Genomic DNA, 22,605 nt, shown 5'->3' with positions numbered 1-22,605 from the left:
TTCTAAATAATTTTAATAATACTTACCATGAAAAACTACTCCTACCGATTGTCTATTTTATTTTTTCTATTCTTGGGCACAAACATTATTGCAGTTGGTCAGGAAGAAGCAGAACAAAATGCGAAATTCTATAATGTATCCGCTCTTTTAAAAGAAAATGGCAAATCATATCAACAAGTAATTGCAAATTATAACGCATCAAAAGAAGGAATCATTCAAATTTCTCACAACAACGAAATACTTTTGAGAGACAGCCTTAATAAAGGGAATAATCAATTTCAACTCACATTCCCTGCCATAAAAAAAGCCAAAGACATAACCCTTACGCTCCAGGTTGATAATTTTACATCCGAAAAAATTCCATTTACGATTGTTCCTCCAAAAAAGTGGGAAGTAAATATCGTTCAACATTCACATACCGACATCGGATACACCCGTCCTCAGTCGGAAATCCTTGCCGAACACATGCGATTCATTGATTACGCCCTCGATTATTGTGATCAAACCGATGCACTTCCTGATGCCGCTAAATTCAGATGGACTTGCGAATCGGCATGGGTAACACAGGAATACCTTAGAACCAGGCCAGCCGCCCAAATTAAACGTCTGCTAAAACGGATAGAAGAAGGTCGGATAGAAGTGACTGCAATGCTTTTTAACATGGCAGAAATTGCGGATGAAAATATTATGGTGGATTTCTTAACCCCTCTAAAATTATTCAACAAATATGAGATACCTGTTTATACTGCCATGCAAAACGATGTAAATGGGATAGCTTGGTCCATGCCCGACTACTTTAAAAACACAGGAGTTAAATATCTAAACATGGGCATTAATGAAACCCGCTCGATTAGGCCTTTTGATAAACCTACCTGTTTTTGGTGGGAATCTCCGGCCGGCGAACGCTTGTTGGCTTATCGCAGTGACCACTATATGACTGGAAATTTTTGGGGAATGCCCTCTAAAGAGGACTTTAATGAGATCAAACTTCTCAATTATCTTAAAGAGATGGAAAATAAGGATTTTCCCTTTGATAAAATTCAAGTTCAATTTTCTGGCTATCGAACTGATAATGCTCCACCATCTACAGGCGCTTGTGAAATTATTGAAGCCTGGAATAAAAAATACGAATATCCAAAACTTAAACTGGCCATTACAAAGGATTTTTTCGAATATATTGAAAAAAATCATGCAGATGAATTACCAGTTTACCAAAATGCTTGGCTCGATTGGTGGTCAGACGGATTTGGCTCTTCTGCCCGCGAAACAGCGGAAGTCAGAAAGACCCAAAATCTTAAACAAGTAGATGAAGGTATTTTTGCTATGGTACAAATGCTGGGAGGTGAAGTGAACAAAAAAGTTCAGGATGATATCTGGCATATCAGCGAGAATGCATTGTTTTATGATGAGCACACTTACGGTGCGGCTGAAAGCATTTCTCAACCGTTCTCCATAAATTCCATGCGCCAATGGCTGCAAAAAGGAGCTTATTCATGGGAGGCTATGAAACAGGTAACGCTATTACATGAAGATGCATTGGGCAGGCTTCAACAATTCTTTAAAAAAGCAGATTTCCCGGTCATTTATGTGGTGAATTCCATGGGATGGAACCGTTCGGCAACCATTCAACTATTTATCGATTACGAAATTCTTCCATCTGACAAAGCATTTTCAATTATCGATTTAACTACTAACGAAAAAATACCGGTACAGTTTTCCCATGGAAGAAGAGAAGGATCTTACTGGAACCTGGAAGTCGGAAACGTACCCGCACTGGGTTTTAAAGCCCTGAAAATTGACGTTTCCGAAGAGAAAAAACAGGTGACCGAATTGTCAAAAAACGAAAATACCGAGGTGCTCGAAAACCAGTATTTCAAAATTGCCATCGACAAAAAAACCGGTGGAATAAAAGAATTCTACGATAAGGAATTGCAGGAAAACCTGTATGACAATGAAAATCCTTATTTTATCGGACAGCCGGTAAGAGAAACCCTTGAATCACGAAACAAAATGGCTCCCTCCCACTCCACGGTTTTTAATCTTAAAGTTGAGCCGGGGGTAGCCGGTGACGTATGGAAAAGTATAAAAGTTGCAGCCGATTTGAAAGGATTTACAGAAGGAGAAGACGGAGAACCACAGGGAATAGAATGGGAAATACGACTGTTCAACAATTCAAAAAAAGTGGAGTTTTCGTACCAGGCCAGTAAAGAAATTATTACTGACCCCGAAGCATTGTATGTGGCATTCCCTTTTCGTTTACCTGATTCACGCATCACCTTCGAAACCATTGGGGGCAGCCTTGCCCAGGGCGAACAACTTCCGGGCTCATCATCCGACTGGAACGTGGCTCAGAATTTTGTTTCTGTGAAAGGTTCTACGGGACAAATTATAATGGTTAGCGATGAAGTTCCGCTCTGGCATTTCAGCGATTTCAACATGGGTAAATTCGAACGTTACCCCAAACCCGGAAAACCGTGGCTTTACTCCTGGGTAATGAACAACTACTGGTTCACCAACTTCCGGGCCTTTCAGGAAGGAACGGTTAACTGGACTTACACCATCAGTACCACAACCGATACCACGGTAACTACCGCTACCAAATTTGCATGGGGAGTGCGCAATCCGCTTCCAACGCGTACTTTTCCTGCCGGGAAAAATGAATTAACCTCACCGGTATTTAAAACCATGAATATTACCGGAGATGAAAATGTAATGCTCATTAACAGCAGGCCATCTTTTAACGGAAACGGTAGTGTTTTGCTTCATTTCAGGGAGATAGACGGCAAGCCTGCCCAAATAGGTCTTTCATCGCAAATAGAAGACCGTCCGGTAAAAACCCTGAAGCAGGTAAACATTATCGGTGAAATAATTCAGGAGTTGGATGTAAAAAATATTGCATTTAATCCCAACGAAGTAAAATTTATTGAAATCGAACTTTAGATTTATGCGTACCGGTATTCTCTTTTATATCATTCTTGTTTTTTCAGGATGTGCTTCTGATACTTCTGAAACTAAAACAAAGCCAGATTTTACACGACTGGTAGATCCTTTGATTGATACCCATCAATCGAGGTTTGACTATTTTGCATCAGCTACCGTACCTTTTGGTATGGTTGCTTTGTCGCCCGACACAAAGCACGGCGATCTCTGGAACTCGGGCTACCTTTACGACGATAAGTACATCCTGAATTTTTCCCATATCCACAATGCCCAAACAGCCGGCATTCCTGTAATGCCGGTAACCGGCCCCTGCAAGGGAAACCTAGGGATAAAAGCAAGTAAATCACGGTTCTCTCATGAAAAGGAAACGGTAAAACCAGGTTACCACAAAGTAGTTCTGGAAGATTATGGAGTAACAGCAGAGTTAACAGCAACCTGCCGGGTTGGAATGCACCGGTATGTTTTTCCGCAATCTGAAGAAGCCCATGTTTTGTTTGACCTTGGAGCACCTGTCGGGCCAACTAAAATGCTTTATTCCTGGGCCAGAAAATCAAATGAAAACGAAATAGAAGGCTATTCGGTAATGGCCCCCACTTTCAGGCGGAAAAAGCCTTTTATGGTACATTTTGTTGCCCGCTTTAGCAAACCGTTCGATGAGTTTGCTGGATGGCAAAAACCCGAAAACAGCGATACCAATATACTCGTCGAACCGGAAGAGAACATTGTAAAAGGCAAGGGAAGCGGCGTTTATGTCTCCTACAATAATTTGCAAGATGGAGAAGAAATTCTCATGAAAGTGGGCATTTCGTACGTGAGCATTTCAAATGCCCGGTTAAATATGGAAACTGAACTAGCTCATTGGGATTTTAACCGGGTGGTTGAAGAAGCTGATACAAAATGGAACGAATACCTTGGAAGAATTGGAGTAAAAGGAGGTACACACGAACAGCAAGTGAAGCTTTATACCGACCTAATGCATACTACATCAAAAAGAATTTCAAATGATGTGGATGGCTCCTATTCCGACTGGACCGGCCCCCAACCTGTTATACGCCGGTTGCCTGTGGATAAAAACGGCCGGCCAGAAAGACAATTTTTCGACGGCGACGGGTTATGGGGTTCCCAATGGAACCTGAATATTTTGTGGTCCCTCATTTACCCGGAATACGGAAACTGGATGGCTGAAACTTTCCTTGAATATTACAAGAATGCAGGAATGATGTCAAGATGTTCGTGGGGAGGAAACTATTCGTACGTGATGGTTGGAGACCATTCCACGCCCCTGCTCGCTGCACTGATGTCAACAGGCCGTGCTACATTCGACCAGCAAATGGCATACACGGCATCAAAAAAAAATGCATTCCCAGGAGGAATACGCGATCGTGCTGGCTATGAATCCGGAGCAAATCCTTCCGGGGGTGGAATTGACTGGTATATTGACCTCGGCTATGTTCCGGTGGAAATTGCAGACCGAGGTGCCGGGTATCACCGGGGAGGGACTGCCATGACACTTGAATATGCCTACCAAGATTGGTGCATTGCAACCATGGCAATGTTGCTCGGTAAAAATGTAGAGGCTGAAATGTTTCTGGATCGTTCGGAAAACTGGAGGAATGTGCTGGATACCGAAACAGGCTGGGCCCGCCCGCGCCACGAATCAGGAAAATGGATGGACGGATTCGCTCCGGTTTCGCTAAACAGCAGGTTCAGTGCACCCGGCTTTATCGAAGGAAATTCTGCAACCTATTCCTTTTATGTCCCGCAAAACATCAGCGGCCTGATTGAAGAAATGGGCGACAGGGATAAATTCATTGAAAAACTGGACTCCAGTTTTACCAAAGCGCAGCCATACCGGTTTATTACCCCGCACGGCGAACACGGCACCGGATGGGTAGATTACGAGAATCAGCCGTCGTGTTCGATGGCACATTTGTTCAGCCATGCAGGCGCTCCCTGGAAAACGCAGTATTGGGTGAACCAGGTAAAAAAAATTTCCTACGGAGGAACTGATCCTTACTCCGGATACAACGGCGATGAGGATCAGGGGCAACTGGGTGCACTGGGCGTTTTAATGGCCATCGGACTGTTCGATGTGCAGGGGTGTGTTGGAAAAGACCCTACACTCGAGATTACAAGTCCGCTGTTTGATAAAATAACTTTAAGCTTTCCTTCCACTACAGATAGGAAACAATTTAATTCTTTTGAAATTATTACCTCCCGAAAGAATCAGGACGACATTTACATTCAAAAAGCCTGGCTGAATGGAGAGGAATGGAACGACTTTCAGTTTCCTGTTTCTGTTTTTCTGGAGGGTGGAAAATTAGAGCTTGAACTGGGAGCAGAACCAAATAAAAAGTGGGGCCTAAAACAAAACTGATCGAATAATTTTATGCGCAAATACAATTAAAATAAGAGCAAGAACAATCACCAGCTAAATGGTTTAGAACTTTATGTATCGCAATAAGTTTCTCATATTATTTCTTCTTCTTACAATCAGCGTAAACAATCAAATTTACGGCATAAATGCCGGACAACTAAAGTGGAAGTTATGGGGGTATCTGCCCAATACATGGAGAATGAACTTTGATTTTAACCAACTTTCGGGAACCTGGGCTGAATATTCAGCTATTCCTTTCACCGTTCCAGGCTCTGTTCAAAATGCCTTAAAAGCTCAGGGCATTGTTCCCGACTGGAACATTGGTTTGAATTTCACCAAGCTGGAATGGATTGAAAACCGGCACTGGATAATTGCCACCAGTATTCCTGATGATTGGGTCACGGAAAAAGACAACTGCATTTTACATTGTAAGGGATTAGATCACCAGGGAATCCTTTTCATTAATGGTCAGGAAGCAGGTCGGTTTAACAATGCATTTATTCCTTGGTCCTTTGACATCAGCCCGTTTTTGAAAGAAAAAAACAACACCCTCGCTTTTGTTTTTAAATGCCCGCCCAATTACTTGGGGCAGATTGGCTACACATCACAAACAACAGATTGGAAACCAAGATTTTACTATGGCTGGGACTGGGTGCCCCGTATCGTTCAGATTGGCATTTGGGATGAAATCCTTTTGCAAACGAAATCGCAAAATATACTCAGCAAGGTGCAGGTTGAAACAAAAGCTGAGAAGGAAAAAGACGAAGGTGAGTTATCCGTTTTAGTTGAAGATAGCAAAAGTTCCGATACCAGTTTTGCTAGAATTTCACTTAACGATTCCGAAGGAGAATTAATTTTTAAGGATTCCCTTTCAATGCAGGAAATTTCCTTTGGAAAAACGTGGAAAAACCTGAAGATAAAACGGTGGTACCCCAACGGTTGGGGAAATCAGAATTTATACTTGTTAAAAATTACCTTTTATGAAGCAAATGGGCAAAGCATTTTAACAAAAAAACAAAAGGTAGGTTTCAAACACTTAGAATGGCTGTCAAACAAAGGCGCTCCCGAAAACGCTGATTCTTGGATTTGTAGTGTCAACAATCAGCCACTGTTTATCCAGGGAGTAAACTGGACTCCCCTGCTGCCCAACTTTGCGGATTTGAAAAAGATGGATTACAAAAAAATCCTCAATACATATAAAATCCTCGGCATTAATACAATTCGCATCTGGGGTGGTGGTTTTGCCGAAAAATCGTGGCTATACGAACTATGCGACGAGCTGGGAATATTAATTTGGCAGGATTTTCCACTCTCCTCCTCCGGGCTGGATAATTACCCTCCTTCAGATCCTGAAACAATTGCTGAATTTACAGAAATTGCCAAACACTATGTAACAAGACTGAAAAACCATGTGTCACTTCTTTTATGGTGCGGCGGAAATGAGTTATATGAAAAAGACGACGTGAGACCTGTCGATAACAGCCATCCGCTGATTGCAGCCATTGAAAAAACCGTAAATAACAACGACCCCGATCGCCGTTTCTTGCCAGGCTCTCCATCGGGACCATCCATTTATGCCAGTCCGGCAAACTTTGGGAAAGGCGTGCATTGGGATACGCACGGTCCCTGGAAACTTCCATTCGGCGAAAAGAAAACGATGGATGAAGTCACCGAATTTTGGAAAAAAAATGATTCCTTTTTCTTTTCCGAAGTGGGCGTACCGGGTGCCATGCAGGCTTCGCTTATTGGAAAATACAGCGGTGATTTTCGCCCGCTTCCTGCCAGCCTAGATAACCCCCTTTGGCGAACGGTCAACTGGTGGAACGAATGGAATGAATATCTGGTGGCAACGTCTGAAAATGAAAGGTCACTCGAAAATTATGTTCGATGGAGCCAAAGCAGGCAGGCTGAAGGGCTTGAGATTGCGGTGAAATCATCCAAAGAAAAATTTCCGGAGTGTGGTGGTTTCCTTATTTGGATGGGGCACGACTGCTTTCCCTGCATGATTAACACTGCCATCATCGATTTTGAAGGCAATCCCAAACCCGTTGCCGAACGATTGAGCAAAATCTGGAAAAACAACGACAAAATAATTTATTCTCAATAATAAAAATTAAAATGACTAAAAGGCAATTTATTAAAGGCAATTTATTTATTCTGATTACCGGTATTTTGTTTGCAACCTCGTGTTCGCAAAACGATCCAACCAAGTATGTTGATCCTAACATTGGCGGTGTTGCCCCGTTACTAACTACTAAAACACCAACTGTTCACAGGCCAAACAGTATGGTTCGGGTTTTTCCGGTTACAGAGCCGGGTTTAAACGATCGCTTTTTATCGGACAAAATTTATGGCTTTGCACTCAACATGCCAGCTTACCGTATGGGACATGTTTCGGAACTGATGCCTTATCACGGAGAAGTTCATACCGATAGAAACACAACGGCAGCATTTTATGACCACGATCTGGAAGAGGTTCACCCCTGGTACCACAAAGTGTTGCTGGAAGAACCGGATATTATAACCGAATGGACCACAACGGAACGGGCTGTTTTATACCGTTTCGATTTCTCGGAAAAAAATTCCAATCATATTATTCTCAGAACACGCGGAAACAGCCATATCAAAATCAATGACAACACCATAAGCGGTTGGGAAGAATTTCAAAATACCCGTCAGTATTTTTTCATCGAATCTAATCTGCCGGCAATGGAATCAGGATTTATTCAATCTGATGAATTTCAGGCAGAAATATCGGAAATTTCAGGCAAAGAACTTATCGCCTTTTATAGTTTTGCAAAACTGGAAACACCCGTCGAGTTAAGAATTGGCATTTCGTATATAAGCTCTGAACAAGCCCGGCAAAACCTAACAAATGAAACGAAATCAAAATCGTTCGAAGATATTAAACAGGAAGGTTATCAAATCTGGAAAAATGCACTGGGAAAAATCCGTGTAGAAGGAGGAACTGAACGGCAAAAAAGAATTTTTTACACCAGTCTTTACCGTTCGCACGAAAGAATGGTAAACATTTCGGAAGAGGGAAAATATTACAGCGGTTACGATCGGAAAGTACATAAATCGGATTCCCGACCCTTTTATGTGGATGACTGGTTGTGGGATACGTTCAGAAGCCTGCATCCGCTGGGACTGATTTTACATCCAGAGAAAGAAGCCGACATGGTTCAATCCTATATCAGGATGTATGAACAGGATGGTTGGATGCCCGGATTTCCCCAGTTCTATGGCGATTTTCCGGCCATGATTGGTTTTCACTCTGCTGCACTGGTTTGGGATACCTACCAAAAAGGCATTCAAAATTTCGATGTAGAAAAAGCATACGAAGGGCTGAAAAAGAATGCCATGGAAGGCACCATGCTGCCATGGCGGACCGGCCCCATGTGTAGCCTCGACTCGTTTTACCTCGAAAATGGCTGGTATCCTGCGTTGGAGGAAGGCGAGGAAGAAACAGTGTCTGAGGTGCATTCATTTGAAAAAAGACAGGCGGTTGCTCTAACGCTGGAACACAGTTACGATGACTGGTGCCTGGCTCAACTGGCCAAAGCACTTAACAAACATTCCGATTATGAATATTTTATGGAACGTTCGCAAAACTACCGGAACGTATATAATCCGGAAACAGGTTTTATGAGCCCTAAAAAGGCAAACGGTGAATGGGTTCCGGATTTCGACCCACAGCTTTCGGGAGGCATTGGCAGTCGAATGTATTTTGCTGAGAATAACTCATGGATTTGGACTTTTAACGTACTGCACGATATTGATGGCCTCATCGTTCTAATGGGGGGAGAAGAAACCTTTGTCAACAGACTGGATAGGTTATTTAACCAACCTACCGAAATTGCCAAGTGGCAGTTTATGGGTCAGTTCCCCGATGCTACCGGACTGCATGGGATGTTCCCTGCAGGAAACGAACCGGCTTTTCATGTGCCTTACTTATACAATTATGCCGGACAACCCTGGAAAACGCAATATCGTATTCGCCAGGTGATGGACTTATGGTTCGATGATTCGCCCCTGGGTTTATCAGGCGATGAGGACGGTGGTTCCATGTGTTCCTGGTATGTTCTTTCTGCTATGGGATTTTATCCTGTAACTCCGGGTACGGGAATCTATGCTATTGGCAGCCCGTTTTTCGAAAAGGTGGAAATCGATCTTCCCAATGGGAAAATCTTTACCATTAAAGCTGACAACAATTCAAACCGGAATAAATATATCCAGTCGGCCAAGCTTAATGGACAAGAAATTAATCGCCCGTGGTTAACTCATAACGAAATAATGAATGGCGGCGTTTTCAAACTGGAAATGGGTGAACGCGCTAATAAAAACTGGGGCACCGATACAGATTGGTACTGGGAAAACGCGATTAAGTGAAATAAAGGGTATAAGGAACCACAAATTGGTACTTTTCAAATTAGTTTATGATAAAACTCAAAAAAATGAAACATTTACTATTAATACTATTCCTAGTTTTTTCACTAGGTGCTGACTGTTTAGCACAACAAAAACAACCTGTTGATTATGCCGACCCGTTAATGGGAACTTCTGAATCTCGATGGATGCTCAATCCTGGTTCCACCTTGCCGTTTGGCATGGTGCAATTATGCCCGGATAACCAGGCCCAAAACTGGAAGGCAGGATATGAATACACCATTGGAAGCATCTTTGGATTTAGTCACATTCATGCATGGACGATGGCAGGTCTTTCAGTCATGCCAACCGAGGGAATGCTGAACCCACACATTTATCCACATGCCGATGTGCCAATCAGCACAGGAAGTACTTCAGGGCACCGTTCAAGAATAAACAAATCTACAGAGAAAGCCAGCCCTGGTTATTATGCGGCAGATTTAGTGGATTTTGACATAAAAACCGAACTAACCAGCACCACCCGTTGCGGTTTTTTCCGGTTCACTTTTCCCGAAACAAACGAGGGGCATATGCTTTTTAACTTACTTTTTCCACAGGAATACGAAACAGAACTCATCGATGCGAAAATTACGAAGTTAAACAACACGGAAATTGAAGGATATTCGCAGCAAGCCAGTGGCGGATTCAACGATTACACCGTTCATTTTGTCATTCGTTTTAACAAACCTTTTAAGGCTTTTGGTGGCTGGGAAGAAGAAAACATTCAGCAAAACATTTCTGAAATTGGTGGGAAAGGAGATGTAGGAGCTTATGTTGATTTTAAAACAGAACAGAACGAACAAATTTTAATGCAAACAGCTATTTCCTTGGTAAGCATTGAGCAGGCAAGGTTAAACCTTCAAAAAGAATTAATTAAACCTTTTGGTTGGAATTTTGATGCAGTAAGCGAAAATGCAAGAACAATCTGGAATAATTTGTTAAGTAAAATTGAAGTTGAGGGAGGAAGTGAAACCGATAAAAAAAAGTTTTATACCAACCTGTACCGCTCTTATGTAGCAAGGGCAATCTGGAGTGATGTAAACGGAAAATACCGTGATCCATGTGAAGAGGTAAAAACCCTGGAGGATCCTGATTCTCCCATGTACGGCTGTGATGCTTTCTGGAATACCTTCTGGAACCTGAATCAATTATGGACCCTGGTAAACCCTGAAATCGCATCAAAATGGGTAAAATCGCTTTTACAGATGTATGATGATGGTGGATGGCTCGCCAAAGGACCGGCCGGAATCGAGTACTCGAGTATTATGGTAGCATCACATGCTATTCCTCTTATTGTAAGTGCTTATCAGAAAGGCATCCGCGATTTTGATGTGGAAAAAGCCTGGGAAGCAATACTTCATCAGCAAACTGTGCCTGGACATGATTATGAATGCGGAGGGGCCGTTGGAAATATGCAATTGGAACCGTATATGAAACTGGGGTATGTCCCCACCGAATCTGTATATGTTTCGAACACTTTGGAATATGCATACGACGATTGGTGTGTTTCCCAGTTTGCCAAAGCTTTAAACAAATCAGAGGAATACGAAATATTTTCAAAAAGAGCCCATTATTATCAGAATATGTTCGATTCTGAAACAAAATTCATGCGCCCCAAGCATGAAAATGGAAGGTGGAGGGAGGAATTTGATCCACTGAGTTCACCACGCAACGAATTTGTGGAAGGCAATTCATGGCAATACACTTTTTTTGTTCCGCATGATGTAAAAGGTCTTGTGAAACTCATCGGCAAAGAAAATTTTAATAACAGATTGAATCAAGGATTTGAAAATTCAGAAAAAGCCGATTTTAATGCCACAGGGGATCGTTTTGGAGCTCATTATATCAACCATGGCAATCAACCTAATATGCAGGCGGCTTATCTGTTTAATTATACGGGCAAACCATGGCTGACCCAAAAATGGGCCAGGGCTATCATGGAAAGCTATTATGGTTCTACTACGCTTCATGGCTGGCTGGGCGATGAGGATGAAGGCCAAATGGGAGCCTGGTTTGTAATGAGTGCCATGGGCCTGTTCCAAACAAACGGAGGTGCGTCTGTAAAACCATTTTACGAAACAGGAAGTCCTCTATTTGAGAAAGTTACAATTCATTTAGACCCTCAGTATTATCCTGGGAAAACATTTGTGGTTAAAGCAAAGCATGCTTCTCCCCAAAACAAATACATTCAATCCGCTACATTGAATGGGGAAAAATTATCAAAGCCCTGGTTTTTTCATGATGAATTGGTTAATGGCGGAGAACTGGTTTTTATAATGGGAGATAAACCCAACAAAGAATGGGGTAGCGGGTCTGATGACGCACCTCCTTCAATGTCAGATTTGAATACATCTAACAAATAAAAATATAAAATATGTTATTATGAAACGAAGTGAAATAAACCATCTTATCCAAGAGTCTATCAATTTTTTCCACCAAATGAATTTTAAACTTCCGCCCTGGGGCTACTGGACCCCCGGCGAATGGAAAGGAAAATATAATAGTTGTTCTGAAATTGTGGATAACATGCTGGGATGGGACTTAACCGATTTTGGGAGCGGCGATTTTCACCAACGCGGTCTTATCCTGTTCACCCTTCGCAACGGCAATTTCAAAAAAGATAAAAAACCGTATGCTGAAAAGGCAATGATTGTTGAAGAGAACCAAGAAACGCCGATGCACTTTCATTGGAGTAAAATGGAGGATATCATCAACCGGGGCGGAGGAAACCTGGTTTTGGAACTGTTTGCATCCGATGAGAAAGAGGGGCTTTCTGATACAGAGTTCGACATTCAGATTGATGGCGTTAAACATCACTTAAAACCCAATTCAAGGATGATACTGAAACCGGGCGAAAGCATTTGCCTCGAACAGGGAATTTACCACCGGTTTTATGGCGAACCAGGCAAGGGAAAAGTTTTTGTTGGCGAAGTGAGTGCAGTGAACGACGATACTTCTGACAACCGCTTTCTCGATCCAGTAGGGCGGTTTCCAAAAATTGAAGAAGACGAAGAACCGCTACACCTATTGGTTTCAGATTATAAAAATTTTATTTAATAAACGATTTTATGGCAAAACAAATTGAAATTTCGGGAGTAGGATGTTGCCTGGTAGATTACCTCTACAACAATATTTCATTCACTTCTGAAATTTTTTCGAAATATGTTTCAAAAAGAAGCGGAGACGGGGGATTAACACCGGGACAACTTGTATTTGCAGAGGAGTTTGAAAAGTTTTCCGGTCAGGATTTCGAATCGACAATACGGGAGATTACAAAAGGCAAACCGGCAGACAAGGTAAACATTGGCGGACCAGGAATTGTAGCCCTCATCCAAGCGGCACAAATGCTGGAAGAAACCGGTTGTCGAGTACGGTTTTACGGCGGACGGGGTGAAGACGAAACAGGTAAATACCTACAATCGTCGCTTGCAAAAACGCCGGTAAATATCGACAATTACAAACGGGTAAACGGAGCCACTCCCTCTACGGTTGTATTATCTGACCCTCATTTTCAAGAGGGAAGCGGTGAACGCGTCTTCATAAACTCTATAGAGGCAGCCGGGAATTATTTGCCAAAATACCTCGATGCCCGCTTCTTCTCTTCGGATGTTGTTGTTTTTGGTGGAACAGCACTGGTTCCAGCCATCCAAGACAACCTGACCGACTTGCTTGCCCAATCAAAAGATGAAGGTTGTATTACCGTGGTGAACACAGTTTACGATTTTAGAAATCAAAAAGCCAATCCGGATAGAAAATGGCCGATGGGAAAAAGTGACGACAGTTACAGCAATATCGACCTGCTAATTACAAACCACGAAGAAGCCCTTCGGTTGAGCGAAGAAACAGCATTGAATGATGCGTTAATTTTTTTTCGCAATCTCGGCACAGGCGCTGTAATGGTTACCAACGGGGCGAAAAACATAACACTTTTTGCCGCCAAAAACTCCATTTTCAGAGAAACGGAACTGACTGAAATGCCTGTTTCTGAAGCCATTTCGGAAGAATTAAACAAGAGTCATTCAGGCGACACAACCGGTTGCGGCGACAACTTTGCCGGAGGAGCCATTGCCAGCCTTGGACTGCAACTGCAAAACGGTTCAACAAAAATTAACCTGAAGGAGGCCGCATCATGGGGAATTGTTTCGGGTGGTTTTTCATGTTTTTATATGGGAGGAACTTTCCACCAAAAGGAACCGGGAGAAAAACAAAAACGGATTTTTCCTTATTACAAAGCCTATTTAAAACAGATTGATGAAGGATAATAAAACGATATTAATCTTTGGAGCAGGTAAAATAGGCCGCTCTTTTATTGGCCAGTTGTTCGGACAATCGGGCTACAACGTGGTTTTTTGCGATATTGACCAGGATTTGATAAATGAGCTCAACCAAAGGGAATCGTACCAGGTTGTTATCAAAGCAAAAACGGAAGAAACCATCCTCGTAGAAAACGTAAGGGCTGTTTCGGGGCTGGATCGCAACGCAGTAATAAAAGAAGTTGTAAAAGCTTCCATTATGGCCGTTTCAGTGGGAAAAAACGCATTGGAAAAAATTATCCCGGCTATTGCAGAAGGGTTAAAACAAAGACAGGAATTAACTCCTAATAGGCCGCTGGACATCATCATTGCAGAAAATATGCGGGCGGCCGGTGAATTTATCCGCTCGAGGCTCATAGAACTTCTTCCCAAAAATTATCCGTTAAACAAACTGGTGGGTCTAGTAGAAACCAGCATCGGGAAAATGGTTCCCAGCATGACAGACGAAGACCTGAAAAACGACCCGTTGTTGATTTTTGCAGAACCTTACAATACCCTTATTCTCGATAAATTGGCTTTTAAAGGAGCAATACCCAAAGTAAGAGGGTTCAGTCCGAAAAAAAACATGCAGGCCTGGGTTGACCGCAAAGCATTTATTCACAATCTTGGGCATGCAACGGCTGCTTATGTTGGCAATTTTTACCATCCGGAGGAAAAGTATATTTTCGAAGTTCTGGCCGAAAAAAAAATACTGGACTTAACCCGAAAAACGATGCTCCAGGCAGCAGAAATACTTGTCAGCTATTATCCTGATGATTTTACTTTCAACGACCTGGAGGAACACACCGACGATTTACTCATTCGTTTTCAAAACCAGGCATTAAAAGACACGGTGTTCAGGGTTGGACAAGACTTACCCCGAAAACTTGGAATCGACGACCGTTTTGCAGGCATCATTCAACTGGCACAAAAAAAGCAATTAAAATACGACCGCATTCTAAATGCCATGGCACACGGTTTTTTCTTCGGAAGAACCGATGAACAAGGCTCATTAAATACTCAGAATCAACGTTTCCTGCAAACTTTGAAAGATAAGGGTGTGAAAAAAACCTTGACAACACTTTGCGAATTTCATCCTGAGAGAAACAGAGACCTGTTGAACGAACTGGAAATTCTCTACAGCAACCTGGCTGAAAAAAAGAATCTTATTCGAAATATTAATATTTCATAAACAGAAATGAAACCAAGAGAACGACTGCTGACAGCCATCGCCCATAAGGAACCCGACCGGATACCCATTGATTTGGGGGCAACACCAAGTTCCGGAATTTCAGTGGTTGCCTGGCAAAACCTGCTGAAATACCTTGGCAAAGAGCATCTTCAAACCTGGGTGTACGATGTGGTACAGGAAGTGGTGCAACCCGAAATGGAGATTCTGGACCATTTTGGAGTTGATGTACTCGATGTGGGCAGGAATTTTAACCAGGCCCCCGGGTATTGGTATAAACTCGAATTAATCAAAGGATTTCCCGCATGGTATCCCAAATGGTTCAAGGTCGAACACCAGAAAGACGGTTCGTGGCTGGCGTTCAACAACCTCGGCGAAGCCATTGGGAAAATGCCGCTGGGAGCCACTTTTTTCGATCAGACCATTTTCCCGTACCTCGATGGATTTCCGGCCAGCTACGACAATTTTGATTTAGCCATGCAACGAACAGTTTGGGGCGGATTTGGATTCACCCCCTGGGACTGGGCCAACCAACCCGGATTTTGGGAAATGCTCCGGGAAAAAACGCTGGATTTAAAAGCGAAAACCGACAAAGCAATTCTGCTGGGAGTAGGCTGCAACCTTTTTGAATGGGGATGTTTTCTGCGGCGAATGGACAACTTCCTGACAGACCTTTACCTGAATCCGGATGAAGTGCACCGCCTGCTGGATGCACTCATGCAAAAACACATGGATTTGTTGATCCGCGTTTGCGAAACCGTTGGCGACATCGTGGATATCGTCAAATTCGGAGATGACCTGGGTACAAACAACGGTCCGCTGATTCCGGTTGAAACCTACCGGGAATTTTTTAAACCACGCCACAAAATGATGTGTGAATATGTAAAAAAACACTCTTCCATGCACACCATGCTGCACAGTTGCGGAGGCATTTACGAGCTGATTCCCGAGCTGATTGATGCCGGATTCGAAATTCTAAATCCAGTGCAAATCAATGCATTGAACATGGAGCCGCTCAGGTTGAAAAAGAAATTCGGCAAAGACATCACTTTCTGGGGAGGCGGGGCCGATACCCGGAACGTACTCAACAATGCCACACCCCGCGAAGTGAAAGACCACGTAAAACACAACCTCGACATTTTTTCGAAAGGAGGCGGGTATGTGTTCAACACCGTGCACAATATAATGCCCGACGTGCCGCCGCAAAACATTGTGGCCATGTTTGAAGCCGTTCACGAATTTTATTAAACACTCAGAAAAAGTCAAACCAAAAAATAACAGTTATGAAAAAAATTAGCATTTTCTTATTGGCCGTTACTTGCATTTTTACAGCAGGCGATTTCAATGCCATGGCGCAGCAGACTCAAGTATCTGAAACGGGTATTGAAACAAGTGATACGAAAAAAGACACCATTCATGTGATTGGCCATGCCCACATGGACATGAACTGGTTGTGGACCTATTTTGAAACCATGAAAATGTGTAATGACAACCTCAGGCAGGTCGTTTCATTTATGGATGAATATCCGGATTATACGATGATTCAAAGTCAGGCTGCCGTTTACAAATTTGTTGAAATGGTTGACCCTGCACTCTTTAAACGTGTACAGGAATATGTAAAAGACGGACGTCTTGAACTGGCCGGTGGAATGTGGACGGAAGGCGACACCAACCTTTCGTCGGGCGAGGCGCTTGCCCGGTCTTTTCTGCTGGGTCAGCGGTATTTTAACCACCATTTTGGCAAAATGGCTAAAGTGGGCTGGCTGCCCGACAATTTCGGTCATGTTTCGCAACTGCCTCAAATGTTAAAACTCGCCGGCATGGATTATTACTATTTTCACCGGTGCAAACCCTACATGGGAAGTTTCTGGTGGGAAGGCCCCGACGGATCGAAAGTGCTGTGCTATGCCAACAATACGTACAACGGAAAAATTACACCCGAGCTAAACAGTGAACTGCAAAAAATAGCGCCGGACAAAAACCGTATTCTGCACATAACCGGTGTAGGCGACCATGGCGGAGGTCCGAGCCGTGCAGAAATTGAGCTGGTGCATGAACTGAATAAACTGCCTGATTACCCAGCTGTAAAATTTTCAACAGCCGGAACATTTTATAACCGGTTATCGAATGAAATGGACGGACGTCCCACCCACAAAGGCGAAATGCAGTTCATTTTCGAAGGATGTTATACCACAGTTTCAGAAATTAAATCGGGAAACCGCAACTGTGAAAATCTGCTTTTTGGCAGTGAATTTTTCAACACATTAAACTGGCTCAATGGCCATAAATATCCGCAAAACGAACTGAATCAACTTTGGGAAACCGTCACCTTCAACCAGTTTCACGACATCCTTCCCGGATCGGCCATCTACGAAGCCAACCGGCAGGCCGTTGCCCGTTACACAGAGACTGAACGAAAAGCACAGGAACTGAAAGACGCCGCTTTTTTGAAAATTGCCGACGAGGTTAAATTTCAAGAAGGTTTGGGTCAGCCGGTAGTTGCCTTCAACATGGTTCCAAACGAACGGAAAGCCATTGTGGAGGCAACGGTTTATTCGCATGAAGAACCGGCCACCGTAAAAGTGGCTTCCTGGGGCGCAAATTATTACGGACAAAACTTCAGAACTGTTGACAAGGAAAATGAAGGCGCCGAAAACAATCCCAATGTCAATTTCCTTGACCCTGACTACAAAACAAGTCAGGAAGGAAGTGCCGAAATTCTGGCTTCTGTTTTGGTCCGCGATGGATCGGGAAAAACGTTCCCCGCCCAGATTACCTTTTCAAAACCCACACCTCCGGGATATACTTCCAAAGTACAGTTCGTTGATGACAATCTGCCGGCCGGAGGATACAAAACCTATTATGTTGATATGACCCAAAAAGGAGAAAAAGCAGAGCCGGTTTCATTCAGCAATAACACGTTCGAAACCGATTTCTTTATCGTAAAATTCGACATGAAAAAAGGCGCCATCATCAGCCTGGTGGATAAGCGCACCAACTCGGAATATGTAAAAGAGGGCGGTGAACTCAACAAACTCAGAATTTACATGGAAGATAAAAAAGGCGGCATGAAATCGTGGACACTGAATAAAATTGTAAAGGAAGAAGATGTTTCCAATGTTGAAAGTGTTAAAATCATCGAAAAAGGACCGGTGCGGGCATGCGTGGAAACGGTAAAAACCTGGGGAAATTCCCGGTTTATTGAACGAACTTACCTCTATAAATCCTATCCGCGGATTGAATACGACATGGAGGTTCACTGGCTCGAAACCGGCACCGATTCTACCGATTCGCCGATGCTACGGGCCCTTTTCCCGCTGAATATGGAAAATCCGAAATTCCACTCTCATGTTCCGTTCGATGTGGTTGAACGGCCGGTGGACGGAATTATTAACGGAGAAAAAGCGCCTTCATGGCTGACGTCGCAAAGCAGGGTTTACGGGGTAACCCCTGAAACTGCCGACGGACAGGAAGTTCCTGCCCAAAAGTGGGTCGATATTTCTGACAACAGCAAAGGAATTACGTTACTAAACAAAACAAAATACGGGCACTCTTACCATAAAGGCGATTTACGGTTAACATTGATGCGGGCTGCCGGTGCTCCCGACATTTATCCTAACCTCGGGAAATTTAAAATCAGTTACGCCCTTTATCCACATAGAGGCGACTGGACCAACGGTGTTTGGCAGGAAGGAGATGACTTTAATATGCCGGTTTTGGCCGGTGAACCTCACTCGCTTGCATTGGGAAAAGCCCACGCAACCCGCCCTGAAACCGGTTCTTTTGTTTCACTCGATGCCAAAGGAGTGCATATAACCGGAATGAAAAAAGCAGAAGATTCCGAAGAAATGGTTATCCGTTTGGTGGAAGTGGAAGGAAAAGAAAAAACATTCCAACTAAACCTGCCTAAAAATGTACAATCGGTTCGAAAACTGAACCTGATTGAAATGCCGGCAGCTGAAAATTCAGGCGCAACGGCTAGCGGAAATTCAGTTACTATGCATATAAAACCGCACGAAATTGTTACACTCGGAATTAAACTGAGGTAGATGCAAAAAATCATTCTGGAAAATAACAGCATCATTTTGCAGATAAATCCTGAAGGAGGTTCTTACTCTGAATTCCGCCTGAAGAATTTGCCTGTTAACCCGATAAACTGGGAAACCACCGACCTAGAACAGCCGCCGTTTAAAGGGCACTTTTTGTGTTTCGACCGTTGGGGACCGCCCACCGGGGCAGAAAAAGCAAACGGGTTCCGGCATCATGGCGAAGTGAATTCCCAAAAGTGGCAGGTAGTGCAAAAGCCACAAAAAACAAATAATATTACAAAATGTGTGATGAGTTGCCGACTGCCAATGGGTGGTCTGAAGCTTACGCGAACAGTTGAGTTACCTGAAGGGGAGCCGGTATTTTTTGTTTCGGAAGAAATAAAGAACCTGAACCAATACGGCCGCATGTTTAATATAGTGCAGCATGTTACACTGGCTCCCCCTTTTCTCGACACAAACACCTTGTTCGACAACAACACTGAAAAGGGTTTTGAAGACAAGGAAGACGGCAGTCTGAACCAGGAAGAACCTGTTTTAAAATGGACGGAAGTAAGGCACAATGATAAAAAAATAAACCTCAGAAAATTTCAGGATGAATGGCCCAGGGTTTCCACATTTGTATTTCCCAGAAACGAAAAATACGGTTGGGTAACCGCTGCAAATCCGGGACAAAATCTTCTACTCGGTTACATTTGGAAAACCGAGGACTATCCGTGGATAAACTTTTGGCGACACATGGAGGGAGGCATTCCTGTTGCTTTTGGAATGGAATTCGGAACAACCGGACTGCATGAACCTTTTCCTGTTGTTGCCAAAAAAGCGAAAATTTTCGACCGGAACATTTTTGAATTTATCGATGCCGGTGAGGTAATCCGAAAATCTTTCACTGCTTTTTTAACTAAAATTCCCTTCAATTACAGAGGCGTTGAAAAAATAGAATTAACCGAATCTGCGATTATTCTCAGCGAGAAAGACAAAAAATCAAGTAACATTATCATTCAAATAAATTTTAATCGATGAATACCAGCATTTTACATATCATTTTACTGCATCTGGTTGTTTTGCTGTCTTCCTGCACAACACCGGAAAACAACAATGAGGTTCAGGAAGAGATCGGTGACTTTGTTTCGTATGTGAATCCGTTAATGGGAACCGACTCCGATTACGAGTTGTCTCACGGAAACACTTATCCGGCCATTGCGCGGCCATGGGGAATGAATTTCTGGACACCACAAACAGCCCGGATGGGCAGTGGCTGGATTTACAGTTACGACGAGACCAAAATCCGGGGATTTAAACAAACGCACCAGCCCAGTCCGTGGGTGAACGACTACGGCCAGTTTTCACTTTTCCCTTTAACCGGAAAACTGAAAATAACCGGAGAAGAGCGGGCCAGCTGGTTTTCGCACAAGGCTGAAACCGTAAATCCCCATTACTACAAAGTTTATCTGGCCGATTATGACGTGGTTACAGAAATTACTCCAACAGAGCGGGCTGCCATTTTCCGTTTCACATTCCCTGAAAATGACAGTTCTTTTGTTCTGATTGATGCTTTTAACCGCGGTTCATCCATAAAAATCATTCCGTCTGAAAACAAAATACTCGGCTATACAACCCGCAACAGTGGCGGAGTTCCTGAGAATTTCAAAAATTATTTTGTGATTGTTTTCGATAAACCTTTTACCTCTGCACAAGTTTGGAGCAACGACCAGATTATGGAAAATATTTCGGAACTGGAGGACGACCATGTGGGAGCTGCCGTCAGGTTTCAAACCAAAAAAGGAGAGCAGGTTCATGCCAGGGTGGCATCATCTTTTATCAGCTACGAACAGGCAGAACGAAATATGAAAGAGTTGGGCGATAACTCATTCGATGAAATAAAAAATGAAGGACGTGAAATCTGGAACAAAGAGCTTGCACGCATTAAAGTGGAAGGTGGAACCGACGACCAGATTAAAACATTCTACTCGTGCCTTTACCGCGTGTTGCTGTTTCCCCGCCAGTTTTTCGAATACGATGAAGAGGGAAAAATTATCCATTACAGTCCGTACAACGGAGAAATTTTACCCGGTTACATGTTTACCGATAACGGATTCTGGGATACTTTCCGGGCCGTATTTCCCTTTTTCAATCTGATGTACCCGTCGCTCAACGAAAAAATCCAGGAAGGGCTGGTCAATACGTACAAAGAAAGTGGATGGCTCCCCGAATGGGCCAGTCCGGGGCACCGGAACATAATGATTGGGTCCAATTCAGCTACATTGATTGCCGATGCCTGGCTGAAGGGTTGTCGCGGTTATGACGTTGAAACGCTGTGGAAAGCCGTATTGAAAAATTCGGAAAACGAAGGCCCCATGCACTCGGTCGGACGTTACGGCGTGGATTATTACAACCGGCTGGGATATGTACCCTATAATGTTGGCGTCAACGAAAATGCCGCCCGCACGCTGGAATATGCTTTTGCTGATTTTTGCATTTATCAGTTGGGAAAAGCGCTGGGCAAACCCGAATCGGAAATTGAAATTTTTGCCCAACGGGCGATGAACTACAAAAATTTATACGATGCAGAAAGCAAACTCATGCGGGGAAAAAATGAAGACGGAACATTTCAAACACCATTCAGTCCGTTTAAATGGGGCGATGCGTTTACCGAGGGAAATGCCTGGCATTACACCTGGTCGGTTTTTCACGACGTTCAGGGATTAATCGATTTAATGGGCGGCAACCAGGAGTTTGTAAACATGCTGGATTCGGTTTTTGTAGTACCACCCGTTTTCGACGACTCCTATTACGGCAGGGTTATCCACGAAATCCGCGAAATGCAGATTATGAATATGGGAAATTATGCTCATGGCAACCAGCCCATTCAGCACATGATTTACCTGTACAATTATGCAGGCAAGCCCTGGAAAGCACAGTACTGGTTGCGCGAGGTGATGAACCGGTTGTATTCGCCTCATCCCGACGGCTATTGCGGCGATGAAGACAACGGTCAGACATCGGCCTGGTACGTATTTACAGCGATGGGATTTTATCCTGTTGCTCCGGCCACCGATGAATATGTGATTGGCGCGCCACTGTTCAAAAAAATAACGGTATCCCTCGAAAACGGAAAAACCATCGAAATCAATGCCCCTGAAAACAACGCTGAAAATCGTTATGTCAGGGAAATCCAAATGAATGGAAAAAAATTCGACAAAAACTATTTTAACTTTTCAGAATTGATGAACGGTGCAAAAATCAATTTTGAAATGGATAAACAACCTAACAAAAACCGTGGAACCGAGAAAACGGCATTTCCTTACTCTTTTTCAAACGAATACAATTAAT

At 43.3% G+C, this 22,605-nt stretch carries 12 protein-coding genes; all 12 read left to right on the top strand.

What is annotated here, in order from left to right:
- The first annotated feature begins 27 nt into the window (after positions 1 to 27).
- The 12 genes from BUC07_RS05445 to BUC07_RS05390 all read left to right on the top strand — a co-directional run bounded on the left by BUC07_RS05445 (position 28) and on the right by BUC07_RS05390 (position 22,604).
- Entirely contained in the window at positions 28 to 2,940 is a 2,913-nt protein-coding gene (locus tag BUC07_RS05445) for a glycoside hydrolase family 38 N-terminal domain-containing protein (protein ID WP_083578110.1), read from the top strand.
- 4 nt (positions 2,941 to 2,944) lie between these two features.
- Positions 2,945 to 5,317: a GH92 family glycosyl hydrolase gene (locus BUC07_RS05440; protein WP_073166768.1), complete on the top strand. Its 2,373-nt coding sequence runs from the start codon at positions 2,945 to 2,947 to the stop codon at positions 5,315 to 5,317.
- A 73-nt stretch (positions 5,318 to 5,390) separates the two neighbouring features.
- Complete coding sequence (locus tag BUC07_RS05435; protein ID WP_083578109.1) at positions 5,391 to 7,424, top strand: glycosyl hydrolase 2 galactose-binding domain-containing protein; 2,034 nt, start codon at positions 5,391 to 5,393, stop codon at positions 7,422 to 7,424.
- Between the two features lie 11 nt (positions 7,425 to 7,435).
- Positions 7,436 to 9,709, top strand: a complete 2,274-nt coding sequence (locus BUC07_RS05430) for a GH92 family glycosyl hydrolase (RefSeq protein ID WP_073166761.1) — start codon at positions 7,436 to 7,438, stop codon at positions 9,707 to 9,709.
- A 65-nt stretch (positions 9,710 to 9,774) separates the two neighbouring features.
- On the top strand, positions 9,775 to 12,108 hold the full coding sequence (locus BUC07_RS05425) for a GH92 family glycosyl hydrolase (RefSeq protein ID WP_073167074.1): 2,334 nt from the start codon (positions 9,775 to 9,777) through the stop codon (positions 12,106 to 12,108).
- A 19-nt stretch (positions 12,109 to 12,127) separates the two neighbouring features.
- A complete protein-coding gene (locus BUC07_RS05420; protein ID WP_073166757.1) occupies positions 12,128 to 12,802 on the top strand; it encodes a D-lyxose/D-mannose family sugar isomerase in 675 nt (224 codons plus the stop codon).
- 11 nt (positions 12,803 to 12,813) lie between these two features.
- Positions 12,814 to 14,007 carry a carbohydrate kinase family protein gene (locus BUC07_RS05415; protein ID WP_083578108.1) on the top strand — a complete coding sequence of 398 codons (1,194 nt, stop codon included), beginning with the start codon at positions 12,814 to 12,816 and terminating at the stop codon, positions 14,005 to 14,007.
- The gene (locus BUC07_RS05410; RefSeq protein ID WP_073166754.1) at positions 13,997 to 15,229 is read left to right on the top strand and encodes a mannitol dehydrogenase family protein; all 1,233 of its coding nucleotides are present in this window, start codon (positions 13,997 to 13,999) and stop codon (positions 15,227 to 15,229) included. Before BUC07_RS05415 ends, BUC07_RS05410 begins: the two co-directional genes overlap by 11 nt.
- A 6-nt stretch (positions 15,230 to 15,235) precedes the next feature.
- Positions 15,236 to 16,474, top strand: a complete 1,239-nt coding sequence (locus BUC07_RS05405; protein ID WP_073166750.1) for a uroporphyrinogen decarboxylase family protein — start codon at positions 15,236 to 15,238, stop codon at positions 16,472 to 16,474.
- A 35-nt stretch (positions 16,475 to 16,509) separates the two neighbouring features.
- Positions 16,510 to 19,275 (top strand): alpha-mannosidase, encoded by a 2,766-nt coding sequence (locus BUC07_RS05400; protein ID WP_083578107.1) that lies wholly within the window; start codon positions 16,510 to 16,512, stop codon positions 19,273 to 19,275.
- Positions 19,276 to 20,295, top strand: coding sequence for an aldose epimerase family protein (locus tag BUC07_RS05395; RefSeq protein ID WP_073166744.1), 1,020 nt, complete (start codon positions 19,276 to 19,278; stop codon positions 20,293 to 20,295).
- On the top strand, positions 20,292 to 22,604 hold the full coding sequence (locus BUC07_RS05390; protein WP_073166738.1) for a GH92 family glycosyl hydrolase: 2,313 nt from the start codon (positions 20,292 to 20,294) through the stop codon (positions 22,602 to 22,604). Before BUC07_RS05395 ends, BUC07_RS05390 begins: the two co-directional genes overlap by 4 nt.
- Position 22,605 lies beyond the last annotated feature (1 nt).

Source organism: Tangfeifania diversioriginum (assembly GCF_900141875.1).
Taxonomy (GTDB): Bacteria; Bacteroidota; Bacteroidia; order Bacteroidales; family Prolixibacteraceae; genus Tangfeifania; species Tangfeifania diversioriginum.
Note: the sequence above shows the minus strand (reverse complement) of the source record. Positions and strands in the feature narration are given on the sequence as shown.